The organism is Agrococcus sp. GCM10030265 (assembly GCF_042666675.1).
GTDB lineage: Bacteria > Actinomycetota > Actinomycetes > Actinomycetales > Microbacteriaceae > Agrococcus.
Genome location: NZ_JBHTCZ010000001.1, coordinates 325,562 through 341,978 on the forward strand (window position 1 = coordinate 325,562; position 16,417 = coordinate 341,978).

The following is a 16,417-nucleotide window of genomic DNA, read 5'->3' on the forward strand; positions in this document are numbered from 1 at the left end:
GGACACGAGCCACACGACGCTGTCGGCAGACGCCAGCATGCACGGATTCATGTTGACTGTCAACAGTCGACCCGCTACCGTCGCACTCGGCGCGGACCTGCCGCGTCGCTCGGCGTGGAGCGGACCTCACGCCACCGTGAGGATGGGCGCGATGACGTTCCCCGAGAGGCTCGGCTGCTCGACGATCTCGTTCCAGCACCTCACGCTGCCCGACGCCCTGCACGACGTGCGCGCCCTCGGCTTCCAGGAGATCGACCTCGGCGCCCTGCCCGGCGTCTGCGACCACGTGCCGTTCGAGCTCGACGACCGCGCGATCGACGACGTGGCGGCCGCCATCGCCGACGCCGGCATCCGCGTGCGCTCCGTGAACGGCGACGTCGGCGACCTCAACCTGCCCGCCACCGATCCCGCCTCGCGGCGCACGCACCTCGAGCGCCTGCTGCGCCTCACCGCCGCGATCGGCGCCGAGGCCCTCGTGCTGCCGTGCGGCGCCCTCGACCACGACCCCGCCGCGACCCTCGACGTCGACGTCGCCCGCGTCGCCCACGAGCTCGCCGTCGCCGCGACGCTCGCCGAGCAGCACGGCACGCAGGTGTGGGTCGAGTCCATCCACTTCCTGCGCCTGTGCTGGAACGCCGAGCGCGCGGCCATGCTGCACGAGCGCACGCCGGACGCCGTGCGCGCCGTGCTCGACGTCGCCCACGTCGTCGCCGCCGGCGACGACGTCGCCGAGGTCGTGGATGCGTGGCGCGATCGCACCGCGCACGTGCACCTGCGCGACGCCGTGCGAGGCGACTTCGCGCGCCCCATCGCCGGCGGCGACGTCGACTTCGACGCCGCGTTCGCCGCGCTCGCGGCATCCGGCTACGAGGGCGGCTTCACGCTCGAGCTGCCCGCCCGCGCCTACACCGACGACGCGACCGCGACCTCCACCCCCGAGTTCCGCGCCGAGCGCGTCGCCGCCATCGACGCCGCAGCGCGCCACGTCGCCCCGAGGCTCGAGGCCGCGGGCCTCGCCCATCGCGCGGCGCCGGCCCGCTGACGCCGTCAGGCGCAGCCACGGCACCCGCAGCGGACCACCGCACCCAGAGCACCACCGCATCCGACGCATCCGAGAGGGAGCAGCATGACCACCACCCGCACCGCCATCGTCACCGGCGCCGCGAGCGACCGCGGCATCGGCATGGCCGTCGCCGACCGCTACGCCCGCGACGGCTGGGCCGTCGTCATCCTCGACCTCGACGGCGAGCGCGCCGCGCAGGTCGCCGCCGAGATCGGCGAGCGCCACGGCGTCGCCCACTTCGGCACCGCGGTGAACGTCGCCGACGAGGCCGCCGTCGAGACCGCACGCGCCGCCGTCGCCGCCGAGGTCGAGGCCGGCCGTCTGCCCGTCGTCGGTGCGCTCGCGAACGTCGCGGGCATCACCTCGCCCGTGCCCTTCCTCGACACCGACCTCGCGCTGTGGAACACGGTCATGGCCGTGAACGCCACCGGCACGTACCTCGTGACGAAGGCGTTCCTCCCCCCGATGCTCGAGGCCGGGTTCGGCCGCATCGTCAACATGTCGTCGGTGTCGGCGCAGCGCGGTGGCGGCGTCTTCGGCAAGGTGCCGTACTCGGCCGCGAAGGCCGCGATCCTCGGCTTCACGAAGGCGCTCGCCCGCGAGATCGCCGACTCGGGCGTCACCGTGAACTCCGTCACGCCCGGCGCCGTCGACACGAACATCCGCGTCGGCACCACGCCCGAGCTCGAGGCGCGCATCGCCGCCGACATCCCCATCGGTCGCACGGCGTCGACCGACGAGGTCTCGGCCGTGTTCGCGTTCCTGTCGAGCGAGGACGCCTCGTACCTGCAGGGCACGAACATCGACATCAACGGCGGCAGCCACATGCACTGAGCGACCGCTCGGTGGCGGGCGTCCTCCCTCGGGAGGGCGCCCGTTCGCGTCCGGCCCGCCTCCCGCGCGGATTCCGGCGTGCGCGTCTCGCAGGTGATTCCGGCAGCCGACGGAGCATGCCCCTCCGGTGCCCGGATCACCTGCGCGAACGCAACCGGGATGCGAGCGCAGGCCCCGTGGAGCGGGCGGCCGCGCGTCAGCTCGGCTGGTCGTGCCGCTCGAGCACCGCCGCCCAGGCGGGAGGCTCGGGATCGGGCACCTCGGCGGGCGGGCGCGTCGCGTTCGCGAGCATCCACCAGGCCACCATGCCCGTCGCCGCGGCGATCGCGACGTTCATGAGCGCGAGCACCACGAACGCGACGATCGTGCCGACGAGCTCGACGCCGTCGGCCGACAGCCCGGCGACGCCGCGCTCGAGCAGCGGCGTCAGGAGGCTCGAGAACGGCGCCGTGAAGATGCCGAACGCGACGCGCGCCCCGAACGCGATGCCGAATGCGCCGAGCGTGAGGCGCGCGGGTCGCGGGAACCCGGCGGCGCGCAGGGTGCGCACGCTGACGACCGAGCCGGCGACGACGCCGGCGACGCCCACGAGCACGAGCAGCGATCCGATCCACGGCCACGGGCCAGCCGACAGCGCCGCGACCGTCGCCGGGGATGCCGACGCGTCGACGTCGACCTGCATCGACGCGAGCCACCGCACGACCGATCCGACGACGAGCGGCGACAGCAGCAGGGCGATGCCGACGCCGACGAGCTCGACGCCGAGCAGCATCGCGGCGCCGCCGACGCCGCCTGCGAGACGCGCGCGACGCATCATCTCCTGCGGCAGCGGAGGCTTGGGCGGCGGCGCGATCGACGCGGCGTACGCACGCTGGGCGTCGAGGTTGGGGACGAGCGAGGGCCCGGCAGCAGGCTGCTCGGGGCGCTCGTCCGGGTTCACGCGTCCATGATCCCCAGCGGTCCTGTGCCTCCGGTGTGGGCGACGCGACGTCGCATGGCGATGCGCCCGGATGCGCGGGGCATCCGGGCGCATCGCACGCGCGGGATCAGCTGCCGAGCGCGTCGGCGATGAGCGCCGTCACCTCGTCGATCGCGTACTGCTGCGACAGCGGCGAGCCGAGCGAGTAGGCCGAGGAGACGTCGCCGTCGATGACGACGGCGTGGCCGGCCTCGACCGCGGGGATCGCCTGCCACTGCGGGTCGTCCGTGATCTCGGTCGACTCGATGAAGATCGGGAAGGCGATGATGAGGTCGGCGTCGAACGTGTCGAGCTCCTCCTGCGACACGTCGACCGAGAAGCCGCCGTCGCTCGGCTCGATCGCGTCGATCGCCGGGTTCAGCACGAAGCCGAGGCGCTCGAGGAACTCGACGCGCTCGGTGCCGTCGATGTACGCACCCCACCCCTCGCTCGTGCGCGTCGCGGCCGTGGCCGTCAGGCCGTCCCACTCGGGATGCGCGTCGGCAGCGGCCGTGAAGGCGTCATCGAGCTCGGCGGCGATCTCGGCGCCCCGCTCGGGCACGCCGAGCGCAGCCGAGATCATCTCGAGCTGCTGCTCGGGCGTCGTCAGGTACGACTCGCCGCCCTCGGGCACGCCGAGCGTCGTCGCGATCTCCGACAGCCGGTCGTGACGCGCCTCGTCGCCGGAGCCCTTCACGTCGAGGATGAGGTCGGGCTCGAGCGCGGCGATCGCCTCGTAGTCGGGCTCGAGCGTCTCGATGATGACGGGCGACTCGTCGTACAGCCCCTCGGCCCACGGACCGACGCCGTCGCCGCCGAAGCCGAGCCAGTCGGATGCGCCGACGGGCTGACCGCCGAGCGCGAGCACGGTCTCGGCGTCGCCCCAGCCGAGCGCGACGATGCGCGTGGGCTCCTCGTCGATCGCCACCTCGCCGAAGAGCGTGTCGATCGAGACGGGGAACGCGCCCTCCTCTGCGGCGCCGGCGGGGGCCGAGCCTGCGGGTGCGTCGGATGCGGTGGAGCATCCGGCGAGGGCGAGCGCGGCCACGGTGGCGGTGGCGAGCGCAGCGGTGAGACGACGCATGAGGGTCCTTCCAGCGACGCGGGGAGCGGCGCCGCAGCGGACGCGGCGCGAGGTAAGGCGAGCCTAACCTAGGATCGGACGGTGAGCATCCCGGTCGCCGAGTCGCCGAGCGCAGCCGCCCGCGGGCTGCGCCGCGGTCCGGGCGCGCGCCTCGCGGCGCTCGTGGGCGCGCTCGCGCTGCTCGGCGCCGCGAGCGCCGTGAGCCTCGTCGTCGGCGCCCGGCCCGTGCCCGTCGACCTCGCCCTGCACATCCTCGGCGGCGGCGACGCCTCCGTGCAGGACGTCGACGCCGTGCTCGGCCTGCGACTGCCGCGCACCGTCGCCGCCATCCTCGTCGGCGCCGCGCTCGGCGCCGCGGGCGCCCTCATCCAGGCGCTCACGCGCAACCCGCTCGCCGACCCCGGCATCCTCGGCGTCACCCAGGGCTCGGCCTTCGCCGTCGCGATGGGCGTCGCGCTGCTCGGCCTCTCGAGCCCCGTCGAGCACGCGTGGGTCGCCCTCGTCGGCGCGGGCGTCGCGACGACGATCGTCATGGCCATCGGCTCCGTGGGCCGCGGCGGCGGGGATCCCGTGCGCATCGTGCTCGCGGGCGTCGCGATCGGCGCGGTGCTCGCGGGCATCGTCGCGGGGCTGCGCCTCACCGATCCGCGCACGTTCTCGGTGCTGCAGGTGTGGGAGTCGGGCAGGCTCGACGGCCGCGGGTGGGAGGTCGTCGTGCCGGTGCTCGTGCCGCTCGCCCTCGGCCTGCTGCTGGCGTTCGGGCTGTCGTTCGCCCTCGACGTGCTCGCGCTCGGCGACGACCTCGCGACGGCGCTCGGCTCGCGCGTCGCGGTCGTGCGCACGCTCACGGTGCTCGCGATCGCGCTGCTCGCCGGCTCCGCGACGGCCGTGGCCGGCCCGCTCGCCTTCCTCGGGCTCATGATGCCCCACGTCGCCAGGTGGCTCGCGGGGCCCCGCAACGTCTGGATCGTCGTGCTGTCGGCGGTGCTCGCGCCGTCGCTGCTCATCCTCGCCGACGTGCTCGCCCGCGTCGCGCTGCCGAACGGCGAGCTGCCCGTCGGCGTCGTGCTCGCCTTCGTCGGCGCACCCGTGCTCATCGCGCTCGCGCGCCGCCGGCTCGGAGGCCGGTCGTGAGCGCCGCCGTCGCCGTGCGCGGCCGCCGCCGCTCGCGCCGCGGCCTCGGCATCACCGTCTTCGCGCTGTGCGCCCTCGCGACCGTGTCGCTGTGCGCGGGGTCGTTCGCGCTCACCCCGCTCGAGGTGCTGGGCGCCATCGTGGATGCGGATGCGGGCTTCGCGCGCACGATCGTGCTCGAGTGGCGGCTGCCGCGCGTGCTGGCCGCGGCGTGCTTCGGCGCGGCCCTCGCGCTGTCGGGCGCCGTCTTCCAGACCCTGTCGCGCAATCCGCTCGGCTCGCCCGACGTCATCGGGTTCTCGACCGGCGCGTACACGGGGGCGATCCTCGTGATCGCCGTGCTCGGCCAGTCGGTCGCGTCGACGACGACGGGTGCCCTGCTCGGCGGGCTGGCGACGGCCGCCGTCGTCTACGCGCTCGCCTACCGCGGCGGCCTGTCGGGGTTCCGGCTCGTGGTCGTCGGCATCGGCGTCACGGCCATGCTGCACGCGCTCAACACGTGGCTGCTGCTGCGGCTGCAGCCGGAGGTCGCGATGAGCGCCGCGATCTGGGGCGTCGGCTCGCTCGCGCTCGTCGACTGGGCGCAGCTGGTGCCCGCGGCGCTGCTGCTCGCGCTCTGCACCGCCCTGCTCGCCGTCGCGCTGCCGGCGCTGCGGCAGCTCGAGCTCGGCGACGACGCCGCCCGCGCCCACGGCCTGCGCCTCGAGCCGGCACGCCTCGGCATCCTCGCGATCGGCGTCGCGCTCACGGCGATCGTCACGGCGACGACGGGCCCCATCGCGTTCGTCGCGCTCACGGCGCCGCAGATCGCGCGGCGCGTCGTCGGCGGAGCCGGCCTGCCGCTCGTGGCGTCGGCGCTCACGGGCGCCGCGCTGCTGCTCGCCGCCGACGCCGTCGCGCAGCACCTGCTGACCGGCATCCCCACGGGCGTCGTGACGATCGTGCTCGGCGGCATCTACCTCGTCGCGCTGCTCGTGCGAGAGGCTCGACGCGCATGGTGAAGGAGGACCCCGTGCACGATGCATCCGCCGCTCCCGCGCCGCTCGTGGCGCAGGGCGTCACGCTCGGCTACGACCGCCGCACGGTCGCCACCGACCTGACCGTGGCGATCCCGGAGGGGTCGTTCACCGTCATCGTCGGCCCGAACGCGTGCGGCAAGTCGACGCTGCTGCGATCGCTCGCGCGGCTGCTGCGACCCACCGAGGGCGCCGTGCTGCTCGACGGCCGCGACCTGCGCGAGCGCTCGCCGAAGGAGGTCGCGCGGCGCGTGGGGCTGCTGCCGCAGTCGGCGACGGCGCCCGAGGGCATCACGGTCGTCGACCTCGTGCGCCGCGGCCGCTACCCGCACCAGTCGCTGCTGCACCGGTGGAGCGCGGCCGATGCGCGCGCCGTCGACCTCGCGATGGAGCGCACGGAGGTCGCCTCCCTCGCCGAGGTGCCGGTCGACCAGCTCTCCGGTGGGCAGCGGCAGCGCGTGTGGGCGGCGATGGCGCTCGCGCAGGAGACGCCGCTGCTGCTGCTCGACGAGCCGACGACGTACCTCGACGTCGCCCACCAGATCGACCTGCTCGACCTCTTCGACGACCTCCACCGGCACGGCTCGACGATCGTGGCGGTGCTGCACGACCTCAACCACGCGGCACGCTACGCGACGCACCTCATCGCGATGCGCGACGGCGCCGTCGTCGCCGAGGGGCCGCCTGGCGAGGTCGTGACGGCCGAGCTCGTCGAGCGGGTGTTCGGGCTGCCCTGCGTCGTCATCCCGGATCCCGTGACGGGCACGCCGCTCGTCGTGCCGCGCGGGCGGCACTGACCACCCGTGGCCGTCGCGCCGGTCAGCGCAGCGTGCGCCGCGACGTGATCTGGCCGGTGTCGAAGCCCAGCAGGTGCAGGCCGCCGTGGAAGCGGGCGTGCTCGACCTTGATGCAGCGATCCATGACGACGGTGAGGCCCCTGGCCTCGGCGTCGTAGGCCGCCTCCTCGTTCCAGATGCCCAGCTGCACCCAGATGGTCGTCGCGCCGATCGCGACGACGTCGTCGACGACCGACGGGATGTCGGATGCCTTGCGGAAGACGACGACGACGTCGGGCACGCCGGGCAGCGAGTGCAGATCGGGGTAGACGGGCTGGCCGAGGATCTCGGTCGCGTTCGGGTTGACGAACCACAGCTCGTAGTCGCTCGACTGCTGCAGGTAGGTGCCGACGAAGTACGACGAGCGCGTGACGTTCGGCGAGGCGCCGACGATCGCGATGGTCTTCGCGGCGCGCAGGATCGCGAGCCGCTGCTTCGCATCCGGTCCCACCCAGGTGCGCTGCGATCGCAGCAGCCGGGCGAGCGGCGAGGATGCGGGGATCGAGCAGGTGAGGCCGTTCTGCAGCTGCACGAGCTCGGTCTCGGGCTGGGCCGTGGTGTCGGTCATCGCTCCTCCGTCGCGGCGGCGAGCGCCTGGTCGAGGTCGTGGATGATGTCGTCGACGTCCTCGAGCCCCACCGAGAGGCGCACGAGGCCGGGGCCGACGCCCGCATCCAGCAGCTGCTGCTCGGTGAGCTGCGCGTGCGTCGTGGATCCGGGATGGATGATGAGCGTCTTCGTGTCGCCGATGTTCGCGACGTGGCTCGCGAGGTCGACCGACTCGATGAGCCGCTGGCCGACGGCGCGGCCGCCGCGCACGTCGAACGAGAACACCGAGCCCGGCCCCTTCGGCAGGTACTTGGCGGCTCGCTCGTGGTGCGGATGCGACGGCAGGCCGGCCCACGACACCCGCTCGACGCGCGCATCCTGCTCGAGCCACTCCGCGACGATGCGGGCGTTGTCGACGTGCGCCTGCATGCGCAGCGGCAGCGTCTCGACGCCCTGCGCCAGCTGGAACGCCGACTGCGCCGACAGCACGGGGCCGATGTCGCGCAGCTGCTCGGCGCGCAGTCGCGTGAGGAAGGCGTACTCGCCGAAGTTGCCGTTCCAGGTGAGGCCGCCGTAGTGCGGCACCTGCTCGTCGAGCAGCGGGAAGCGCCCGTTGGCCCAGTCGAACCGGCCCGACTCGACGACGACGCCGCCGAGCGTCGTGCCGTGGCCGCCGAGGAACTTCGTCGCCGAGTGGATGACGATGTCGGCGCCCCACTCGATGGGTCGGTTGAGGTACGGGGTCGCGATCGTCGCGTCGACCACGAGGGGCACGCCCGTGGCGTGCGCGACGTCGGCGAGCCCCTCGAGGTCTGCGACGCCGCCCGACGGGTTGGAGACCGTCTCGACGAACACGAGGCGCGTGCGGTCGGTGATCGCGGCGGCGAAGTCGGCGGGGTCGTCGGAGGCGACGAACGTCGTCTCGACGCCGAAGCGACGGAGCGTGACGTCGAGCTGCGTGACCGTGCCGCCGTAGAGGCTCGACCCCGCGACGATGTGGTCGCCCGCGCCGGCGAGCGCGGCGAAGACGATGAACTCGGCGCCGAGGCCCGAGGCTGTGGCGACGGCGCCCAGGCCGCCCTCGAGGCTCGCGATGCGCTCCTCGAACGACGCGACCGTCGGGTTCGAGACGCGGGAGTAGATGTTGCCGTACTTCTGCAGCGCGAAGCGCGCCGCGGCGTCGGCCGTGTCGTCGAACACGAACGCGGTGGACTGATGGATGGGGAGCGCGCGAGATCCGTGCACGGCATCGGGGATGTTGCCTGCGTGGATGGCTCGCGTGCGGAACCCGTGCTCGCGATCGGCCATGCGACCAGGCTATGCGAGCCTGCGAGGCCGTCGCGCAGCGGCCGTCACGCGGCGTCACGTGCTGCGCGCATCCGCAGCCCGCGGGGCACGTGGCCGCGCGCGCCACCGACGGATGTAGTTCTGTCGGAGAACTACTTGGCCGGGCGCGCGGAGCGCACATCGGCATGCGCGCGGCGATCGTGCGGGAACCCCTCACGCAGCCTCGTTGCGAGGCGCAACCATCGCCGCCGCAGCCCCGTGCGGGCCGGCCCCGGAGCGCGCATACTGGCCACGCCGCGCCCACCGCGGCGCCCCATCATGACCGATCCCGCGACCGTCGCCGAAGCCCTCGAGGAGCTGCGCCTCGCCGAGGCGCGCCTCGAGCGTCGGCGCGAGGCGCTCTCGGAGCCCGGCGACATCGAGCGCTCGGTGCTGCGCCACGTCTTCGCCTGCGCCGACCGCGACGACCCGGCGACGCCGTCCGAGCTCGCGGTGCACGTGGGGCTGTCGCGCCCGGCGATCTCGACGATGCTGCGCAGGCTCGAGCACGAGGGGCTCGTCGCCCTCCGACCTCACCCGGGCGACGGACGCAGCAAGATCGTGCTGCCGGTGAGCCGCAACGACCACCTCGACGGCGACGACGCGCTCACCGACGGCATCCGCGCCGTCGCGGCCCGCCTGTCGCACGACGAGGCGCAGACCGTCGCGCGATTCCTCGACGAGCTGCGCGAGGTCGTCGATCGCAGCACGCCCGTGGATCGCGCGGCCGCGCTGGGCGACGCCCGCCCGTAGCCGATCGGCGCCGGACGCGCGCACGCACCCTCAGGCGGTCGCGACCGCCTTCGCGACGAGCTCGCGCAGCTGCCGCTCGACGGCATCCGTCACCTCGACGACCGCGAACGTCGTCGCCCACATGGGTCCGTCGTCGAGCGCCGCGCCCTCCTGGAAGCCGACGGTGCCGTAGCGCGTGCCGAACTTCGACGCCGGCTGGTAGAACACGACGACCTCGCCGTCGCGCGCGTACGACGGGAAGCCGTACCAGGTCTTCGGCGCGAGATCGGGCGCGACCTCGGCGACGATGCGGTGCAGCGTCGAGGCGACCGCGCGGTCGGCGCCGTCGAGCCCGTCGATCGCGGCGACGCACGCCTCGAGCTCCTTCGCGAGGCGCGCGGCGCCCTTGAGGCCCTTCGTCGTGCGCAGCTCCTCGGCGCGCTGCTGCATCGCCGCGCGCTCGTCGTCGCTGAATCCGGTCTTCGTGCTCATCGGTCGCTCCTCGTCTCCTGGATGCGGATCATGGTGCCTGCGGGGTCGCGCACGGCCGCGTCGCGGACGCCGTGGTCCTGCGCGATCGGCGCCTGCACGACGTCGACGCCCGCGGCCTCGAGCGCTGCGAACGTCGCGTCGAGGTCGGCCGTCGCGAGGTCGACGCCGAAGCAGGAGCCCTCGCGATCCATGCGGTCGCGCACGCGACGCATCGCGACGATCGCCTCGCGATCGAGGCGCTGCGCCGGCGCATCGCTGCCCATGCCGCCAGGGTACGGCGCGGATGCTGGCGCTCGCATGGGCGGGCTACCGGGGGCTCGTGAAGTCCCAGTCGCGGCCGGGGAAGAGCATCTGCACGGCGAGCTCGCGATCGTCGATCGTGAGGTCGTAGCCATCGAGGTCGAGGAGGACGGTGCCGTTGCGATGCACATCCCCACCGATGACCATGCTCCAGTACTCGGCGCCGTCCTGCGTCTCGAAGCGCAGGTACGTGCCGACGTTCGTGCGCCATCCCTCGACGCAGTCGACGACGGCACAGAGCCCCGCGGTGTCCTCCTCGGGCGCCACGTACTCCTCGACGCCGATGAAGGCGTCGCTCATCCGCGCCGGACGAGCGCCGAGGCCCCCGGCGAGGACGACGACGAGCATCGCGATGGCGGCGACGGCCCCGAGGACGGCGGCGATCACGACTGCAGTGCGCGCGCCTCGTGTCCAGCGGACGCGACTCAGCGGATCAGTGCTTCCCGTCACGCCGATCACCTCCTCTCGTCAGTTCGTCGCCGTACCTGTGGCGTACGCCCAGTTGCAACGATGCCTCATGACACCGGACGCCCACCCGCCAGTGCCTCGGTTCGGCCGGGAACGTTCGAGGTTGTAGGCCCGGGTGAAGGGAAGCCCGGCGATGCCCGCGTGGATGTGGCAGTCGTACTGCTGCCGCAAGGACGGCTTGTCGGCGAGCGACGGCCACCGCCTCGTCCACTCGCGCCAACCGGCTGAGCCCATGACCGACAACCAGAGAGTGTGCGAGGTGGCCACGCCCATGGGCAGCAGGCTCGGGGCACCGAGCGTGGCGACGGCCTGCGACGTCACCCAAGCGCTGTACATGGGCTGCCTGAGATGCGTACCCGTGCCCCAGGACCCGAAGAGCTGCACTCCGAGCCACGGGTCCGCGACGATCGGATAGTCGAAGTCCGCTGAGTGCTCGACGACGTGCGTCAGCACGCCCTCGGCGTAGTCGTAGTGCGTTGGGACCAACCGCCCTGCTGCGTCTCTCGCCCACGGGGGCGCGACCATGAGGACGAGAGCACCCTCGGCATCGAGGAATGCGTACGCGCTGCGCTCTGTCTCTACGCGCACATCCGCGGGGAGCTCGAGCTGGTACGCATACTCCGTCGGCGCGGACGCTGACTCGATGACGGTGTTCAGCTGCAGGTCGCCCTGCTGGCCCGGGATCGGAACAGTGTAGGAGCCGTCGTCGTTGTCGTAGGCCAGCAGTCCCGAGGTCGTCGAGTCGACCTCATCGGCGCGCTCAGCGGCCGGCAAGCCGACTTCGATGGTCCCGCCTGCGTGGGCAATGGAGATCCCCTCCTCGGGATGCTCCGGAATCGAGACGGAGCCCGACTCGGTGACGGACACGAATCCCTCGCCGTCTCGTTCCTCTCGCATCGGCGCTGCATCCTCGACGATCGTCAGCTCCTCGCCGGAGACGGCGCGTACCGCCGCTTCCACGCCGATGTCGACGGGGGGCGGGGTGCTCCCGGGAAGCACGGACGCGGCGAGAGTCAGCGTGACGATGCCGACCGGGCTGGCGACCAGCTTCGAGAACCGGATCAAGATGTTCCAATCGACGACGAAGGAGGAGGCCTCGGCCCGACTCCGACGGCCGCGCCACCGTCGAGGGACACCGCATGACGCGCCGCGCGATCAGGCAGCATCACGCTAGAAGGCGCGGTGCTGAAATGGCAGCGACATCGTCGTTCCGACAACCGTGGGTGACATCCGACCGTGTGCGTGTCGCAGGCGATCCCGACAGCCGAGCGAAGATGCCCCTCCGCTGCCGGGATCGCCTGCGAAGCGCGTCCGGAGGCGACCGGGAGCAACCGGCCGCGCGCACGACGAGGGGCCGCCCTCTCGGACGGCCCCTCGGGGTGGGTGCGCAGGCTGGGCCGGCGCGGCTCGCGATCATCGCAGCGGCGGCGACAGCGCGAGCATGCGGTCGGCATCGCGCTCGCGACGCGCCTCCGCCTCGTGGCGCAGCGCGGCCGCACGCGCATCGGGCCGGTGCAGCGCGATGCGGGCGAGCGCCTCGGCGAGCGCGAGCAGCGCACGCCTGGCTCGGGTCGTGGGTCTCGCGACTGCGAGCACCATGGGTTGGGTCAGGGTCGACATGGGGGGATGGTCCTTCGGTGGGGGCGTGCGGGCACGCCGAATGACGGGGCGTCGAATTCGCGAATGCGCGACGGATCGCACGCGCGAATGGCGCGGCGAATTCGCGGCGGAAAGGAGTCGCGCGCGATGCGCATTCGCGAATGCGGGTGAAAGCGAGCCGACCGGCTCGAGGTGTCGTGTCGCGATCACGCCGACGCGTGCTCGCGTCCGTCGCACGAGCTCGGCGATGCCGAGGGCTCGATGCTGCGGATGCTGGCGCTGCGTGGGCAGACGGTGCACGGCTGGCTGCGGGGCTCAGGCCCGCGCGGCCGGCGGTGTCGACGTGCTCGCGGTGCTAGCGGATCCCGGAGACGAGGGCTGCGGGACCGGTGCACGATGCGTTCATGAACACGGGCTGCTCCTCTCTCTGACGGGAATGCGGCGAAAGCCGTGGACGGGGGAGAGCATATCCACGGAATTCGAGAATGCGCAACTCGAATGCGCGAATCGATCGTCGGGGGACGGCGGCGCGCCGGAGGAGCCGCCGCGCCCTACGACTCCTTCGTGATCTCCACCGTGACGAACAGCTCCGAGCCGCCCGCGCCCGCGTAGACGCCGCGCAGGGGCGCGACGTCGTTGTAGTCGCGCCCGTAGCCGACCTTCACGTGCCGCTCGCCGATGTCGATGAGGTTCGTCGGATCCCACGCCTGCCAGTCGCCCGTGAACCACTCGACCCACGCGTGGCTCTCGCCGACGACCGTCTCGCCGATCTGCGCGCCCGGCCTCGGGTGCAGGTAGCCCGAGACGTAGCGCGCCGGGATGCCGACGGCGCGCAGCGCGCCGATCGTGACGTGCGCGATGTCCTGGCAGACGCCCTTGCGCTTCGCCCACGCCTCGTGCGCGTTCGTGTGCACGTGCGTCACGCCCGACATGTACTGCATCTCCTCGCCGACGTAGCGCGCGATGGCCGCGCCGGCGGCGCCGGGCGTGCCCGTCTCGTCGACGATGCGTCGCGCCGTCTCGACGAGGTCGTCGAGCGGACGCGTGCGATCCGTCTGCCCGAGCTGCTCGACGTACGTCGTCGCGCGACGCGACACCTTCGCGAGCTGCTCCCACGTGATGTCGTGGCCGCCCGTGAGGCGCGGTCGCACCTCGACGAGGCTCGTCGCGGTGAGCTGCAGCTCGGTGTGCGGCGACAGCACGTCGAACGACGTGACCGTGGTGCCCCAGTAGTCCTCGTAGGTGTTCACCGACGTCGAGGGGCGCACGTCGAGGTTCGAGTAGATGACGAACTGGCCGTCGCTCGTCGACGGCAGCATGCGCGCCTCGTTGTACGACGCCACGGCGGGCGACTTGTAGCGGTAGCCGGTCGTGTGCCGGATGCGGATGCGGCTCATGCTCGCTCCCCCACCCATGCGGGCAGGTTGTGGGTCGGGAAGTAGCGCTCGCGCACCGCCTCCGACACGGTGGTCGTGGTCGTCTGCACCTGGTCCATCACGGTCGCGAGGTCGGCGATGATCTCGCCGATCGGTCGGAACTCGAGCTCGGCGCGCACCTGGCCCAGCATCCGCTGCGCCGAGTCGCCGTAGCCGATGCGCTCGTGCCGCGGCTCGATGTCGCGCAGGCACTGCTCGGCGCGCAGCAGGCTGAAGAGGATCGAGCGCGGGAACAGCCGGTCGAGCAGCAGGAACTCGGCGGCGTTCGTCGACGACGGCACGCCGCGGTACGTGCGCAGGTACGCCTCGTACGCGCCCACGGAGCGCAGGATCGCCGTCCACGACGGGCTCGCATCCTCGGTGAGCGCACGCGTCGCGAGGAGCCGCGCCGTCATGTCGGCGCGCTCGAGCGAGCGTCCGAGCGTGAGGAACGACCACGCGTCGTCGCGGCTCGCCGTCGAGTCGGCGATGCCGGTCGCGAGCGCCGCTCGCTCGCGCACCCATCCGAACAGCTCGTGCACCTTCTCGCCGGACACGCGGCGCGGCATGCCCGTGTGCGTCGTGTTGAGCACCTCCCACAGCTCGGTCGAGATGATCTCTCGCGCACGGCGGGCGTTCTCGCGCGCCGCGTTCACCGAGTAGGCGATGGATGCGGTGTCCATGCGGTCGATCGCGAGCGACGTGATGACGTCGCCGCGGCGCAGGGTGCGCTCGGGCGGCGCGTCGCTGCCCATGACGCCCAGCAGCGCGCGGCAGGCGGTGTCCTCGTCGACGAAGGTGTCCTCGAGCAGCAGCTGCAGGTACACGTCGAGGATGCGGGCGGTGCCGTCGGCGCGCTCGATGTAGCGACCGATCCAGAACAGGCTCTCGGCGATGCGGCTCAGCATGGGGCGCCTCCATCCCGGTGCTCGTGGGACGGCGGGGCGCCGGCCTCGTGTGGCGCGGTCGCGCGCTCGTCGACGCGCACCTCGGCGGCCTGCTGCTGCTGCTCGGCCTGGCTGCTCGTGCCTGCATCCTGCGGGCTCTGATCCTGCGGATGCTCGTGCCCGGCGACGATCGAGATGGGTCGCGTCATCGGCTCGCCCGAGGCGCCGAACTCGGCGTCGACGTCGTCGAGCGGCACGGGCTCGCGCGGATCGCCGAGCACCCAGGTGTCCTTCGATCCGCCGCCCTGCGACGAGTTCACGACGAGCTGCCCCTCGGGCAGCGCGACGCGCGTGAGCCCGCCGGGCAGCACCCACACGTCATGGCCGTCGTGCACGGCGAACGGGCGCAGGTCGACGTGGCGCGGCCGCATGCCGTCCTCGACGAGCGTCGGGATGGTCGACAGCTGCACCACGGGCTGCGCGATCCACCCGCGAGGGTCGGCGACGAGCCGCTGCCGCAGCTCGTCGAGCTCCTCGGGCGTCGCGTCGGGGCCGACGACGAGACCCTTGCCGCCCGAGCCGTCCACGGGCTTCACGACGAGCTCGTGCAGGCGGTCCAGCACCTCGTCGAGCGCCCCCTCGTCCTCGAGGCGCCACGTGTCGACGTTCTTGAGGATGGGTTCCTCGCCGAGGTAGTAGCGGATGAGCTCGGGCACGTACGTGTAGACGAGCTTGTCGTCGGCGATGCCGTTGCCGACGGCGTTCGCGATCGTCACGTTGCCGAGCCGTGCGGCGAGCATGAGGCCCGGGCTGCCGAGCATCGAGTCGGGCCGGAACTGCAGCGGGTCGAGGAAGTCGTCGTCGACGCGACGGTAGACGACGTCGACGCGCGTGGGCCCGTTCGTCGTGCGCATGTAGACGCGGCCGCCGCTCGTGAACAGGTCGCGGCCCTCGACGAGCTCGACGCCCATGAGGCGAGCGAGCAGCGTGTGCTCGAAGTAGGCCGAGTTGTAGACGCCGGGGGTGAGCACGACGACCGTCGGGTCGTCGACGCCCGCCGGGGCCGATGCGCGCAGCGCCTGCAGCAGCTTGTCGGGGTAGTCGCCCACGGGGCGCACCCGCATGGAGGCGAACATCTCGGGCAGGGTCTGCGCGATGACGCGGCGGTTCGAGATCACGTACGAGACGCCGGAGGGCACGCGCACGTTGTCCTCGAGCACGCGCCACTCGCCATCCTGGTCGCGGATGAGGTCGATGCCGGAGACGTGGATGCGCACGCCGTTCGCGCCCACGACGCCAGCCGCCTGCCGGTGGAAGTGCGTCGACGACGAGATGAGCGCCGCGGGGATGACGCCGTCCTCGACGGCGCGCTGCGGGCCGTACATGTCGGCGAGGAAGGCCTCGAGCGCGAGCACGCGCTGCCTCACGCCCGACTCGACGTGCGCCCAGTCCTCGCTCGTGATGACGCGGGGCACCGCATCCAACGGGAAGGGGCGCTCCTCGCCCGCGAAGTCGAACGTGACGCCCTGCGCGAGGTACGAGCGCGCGAGCGCGTCGGCGCGGCCTCGCAGCTCGGCCTGCGTCATCTCGCTGAGCGCCGTGTGCACCTCGCGGTACGGGCCGCGCGGCGTGCCGGATGCGTCGAACATCTCGTCCCACGGGGTGCCCTGGCGTCGCGGCGGGTTCGCGAAGGGCTTGTCGTAGTCCTCGAACAGGTCACCCAT

At 72.9% G+C, this 16,417-nt stretch carries 18 protein-coding genes; 6 read left to right on the forward strand and 12 right to left on the reverse strand.

Annotation, left to right across the window (positions count from 1 at the left end; translation table 11 throughout):
• Positions 1 to 151: 151 nt before the first annotated feature.
• Entirely contained in the window at positions 152 to 1,042 is an 891-nt protein-coding gene (locus tag ACFQPP_RS01410; RefSeq protein WP_376914691.1) for a sugar phosphate isomerase/epimerase family protein, read from the forward strand.
• A gap of 84 nt (positions 1,043 to 1,126) precedes the next feature.
• The gene (locus tag ACFQPP_RS01415) at positions 1,127 to 1,897 is read left to right on the forward strand and encodes an SDR family NAD(P)-dependent oxidoreductase (RefSeq protein WP_376914692.1); all 771 of its coding nucleotides are present in this window, start codon (positions 1,127 to 1,129) and stop codon (positions 1,895 to 1,897) included.
• Between the two features lie 196 nt (positions 1,898 to 2,093).
• Here ACFQPP_RS01415 and ACFQPP_RS01420 read toward each other — a convergent pair whose 3' ends face one another.
• Positions 2,094 to 2,837 (reverse strand): hypothetical protein, encoded by a 744-nt coding sequence (locus ACFQPP_RS01420; protein WP_376914693.1) that lies wholly within the window; start codon positions 2,835 to 2,837, stop codon positions 2,094 to 2,096.
• A 106-nt stretch (positions 2,838 to 2,943) separates the two neighbouring features.
• The gene (locus ACFQPP_RS01425; protein WP_376914694.1) at positions 2,944 to 3,939 is read right to left on the reverse strand and encodes an ABC transporter substrate-binding protein; all 996 of its coding nucleotides are present in this window, start codon (positions 3,937 to 3,939) and stop codon (positions 2,944 to 2,946) included.
• A gap of 81 nt (positions 3,940 to 4,020) precedes the next feature.
• Here ACFQPP_RS01425 and ACFQPP_RS01430 point away from each other — a divergent pair, with 81 nt between their 5' ends.
• Genes ACFQPP_RS01430 through ACFQPP_RS01440 form a run of 3 tightly spaced genes read left to right on the forward strand, consistent with a single transcriptional unit; the run spans position 4,021 to position 6,886 of the window.
• Positions 4,021 to 5,073 (forward strand): iron chelate uptake ABC transporter family permease subunit, encoded by a 1,053-nt coding sequence (locus ACFQPP_RS01430; protein ID WP_376914695.1) that lies wholly within the window; start codon positions 4,021 to 4,023, stop codon positions 5,071 to 5,073.
• Complete coding sequence (locus tag ACFQPP_RS01435) at positions 5,070 to 6,074, forward strand: FecCD family ABC transporter permease (protein WP_376914696.1); 1,005 nt, start codon at positions 5,070 to 5,072, stop codon at positions 6,072 to 6,074. The genes ACFQPP_RS01430 and ACFQPP_RS01435 overlap by 4 nt, the downstream gene beginning before the upstream one ends.
• Positions 6,068 to 6,886, forward strand: coding sequence for an ABC transporter ATP-binding protein (locus tag ACFQPP_RS01440; RefSeq protein WP_376914698.1), 819 nt, complete (start codon positions 6,068 to 6,070; stop codon positions 6,884 to 6,886). The genes ACFQPP_RS01435 and ACFQPP_RS01440 overlap by 7 nt, the downstream gene beginning before the upstream one ends.
• Positions 6,887 to 6,908: 22 nt before the next feature.
• On the opposite strand, the gene ACFQPP_RS01445 is transcribed toward ACFQPP_RS01440, so the two are convergent.
• Together ACFQPP_RS01445 and ACFQPP_RS01450 are read right to left on the reverse strand one after the other, a co-directional pair.
• Positions 6,909 to 7,493, reverse strand: a complete 585-nt coding sequence (locus tag ACFQPP_RS01445; RefSeq protein ID WP_376914699.1) for a CoA-binding protein — start codon at positions 7,491 to 7,493, stop codon at positions 6,909 to 6,911.
• Positions 7,490 to 8,782, reverse strand: a complete 1,293-nt coding sequence (locus tag ACFQPP_RS01450) for an O-acetylhomoserine aminocarboxypropyltransferase/cysteine synthase family protein (RefSeq protein ID WP_376914700.1) — start codon at positions 8,780 to 8,782, stop codon at positions 7,490 to 7,492. Before ACFQPP_RS01450 ends, ACFQPP_RS01445 begins: the two co-directional genes overlap by 4 nt.
• A 297-nt stretch (positions 8,783 to 9,079) precedes the next feature.
• Here ACFQPP_RS01450 and ACFQPP_RS01455 point away from each other — a divergent pair, with 297 nt between their 5' ends.
• Positions 9,080 to 9,553, forward strand: coding sequence for a MarR family winged helix-turn-helix transcriptional regulator (locus ACFQPP_RS01455; protein ID WP_376914701.1), 474 nt, complete (start codon positions 9,080 to 9,082; stop codon positions 9,551 to 9,553).
• Between the two features lie 30 nt (positions 9,554 to 9,583).
• Here ACFQPP_RS01455 and ACFQPP_RS01460 read toward each other — a convergent pair whose 3' ends face one another.
• The 8 genes from ACFQPP_RS01460 to ACFQPP_RS01495 all read right to left on the reverse strand — a co-directional run bounded on the left by ACFQPP_RS01460 (position 9,584) and on the right by ACFQPP_RS01495 (position 16,417).
• The gene (locus ACFQPP_RS01460) at positions 9,584 to 10,024 is read right to left on the reverse strand and encodes an iron chaperone (protein ID WP_376914702.1); all 441 of its coding nucleotides are present in this window, start codon (positions 10,022 to 10,024) and stop codon (positions 9,584 to 9,586) included.
• Entirely contained in the window at positions 10,021 to 10,287 is a 267-nt protein-coding gene (locus tag ACFQPP_RS01465) for a VOC family protein (protein WP_376914703.1), read from the reverse strand. Before ACFQPP_RS01465 ends, ACFQPP_RS01460 begins: the two co-directional genes overlap by 4 nt.
• A gap of 43 nt (positions 10,288 to 10,330) precedes the next feature.
• Positions 10,331 to 10,711, reverse strand: a complete 381-nt coding sequence (locus ACFQPP_RS01470; RefSeq protein ID WP_376914704.1) for a hypothetical protein — start codon at positions 10,709 to 10,711, stop codon at positions 10,331 to 10,333.
• An 81-nt stretch (positions 10,712 to 10,792) separates the two neighbouring features.
• A complete protein-coding gene (locus ACFQPP_RS01475; protein WP_376914705.1) occupies positions 10,793 to 11,857 on the reverse strand; it encodes a DUF2599 domain-containing protein in 1,065 nt (354 codons plus the stop codon).
• A gap of 348 nt (positions 11,858 to 12,205) precedes the next feature.
• Entirely contained in the window at positions 12,206 to 12,412 is a 207-nt protein-coding gene (locus ACFQPP_RS01480) for a hypothetical protein (protein ID WP_376914706.1), read from the reverse strand.
• Positions 12,413 to 12,942: 530 nt separating this feature from the next.
• Positions 12,943 to 13,788, reverse strand: a complete 846-nt coding sequence (locus tag ACFQPP_RS01485) for a transglutaminase N-terminal domain-containing protein (RefSeq protein ID WP_376914707.1) — start codon at positions 13,786 to 13,788, stop codon at positions 12,943 to 12,945.
• A complete protein-coding gene (locus ACFQPP_RS01490; RefSeq protein ID WP_376914708.1) occupies positions 13,785 to 14,714 on the reverse strand; it encodes an alpha-E domain-containing protein in 930 nt (309 codons plus the stop codon). Before ACFQPP_RS01490 ends, ACFQPP_RS01485 begins: the two co-directional genes overlap by 4 nt.
• Positions 14,708 to 16,417, reverse strand: a complete 1,710-nt coding sequence (locus ACFQPP_RS01495; protein WP_376914710.1) for a circularly permuted type 2 ATP-grasp protein — start codon at positions 16,415 to 16,417, stop codon at positions 14,708 to 14,710. The genes ACFQPP_RS01490 and ACFQPP_RS01495 overlap by 7 nt, the downstream gene beginning before the upstream one ends.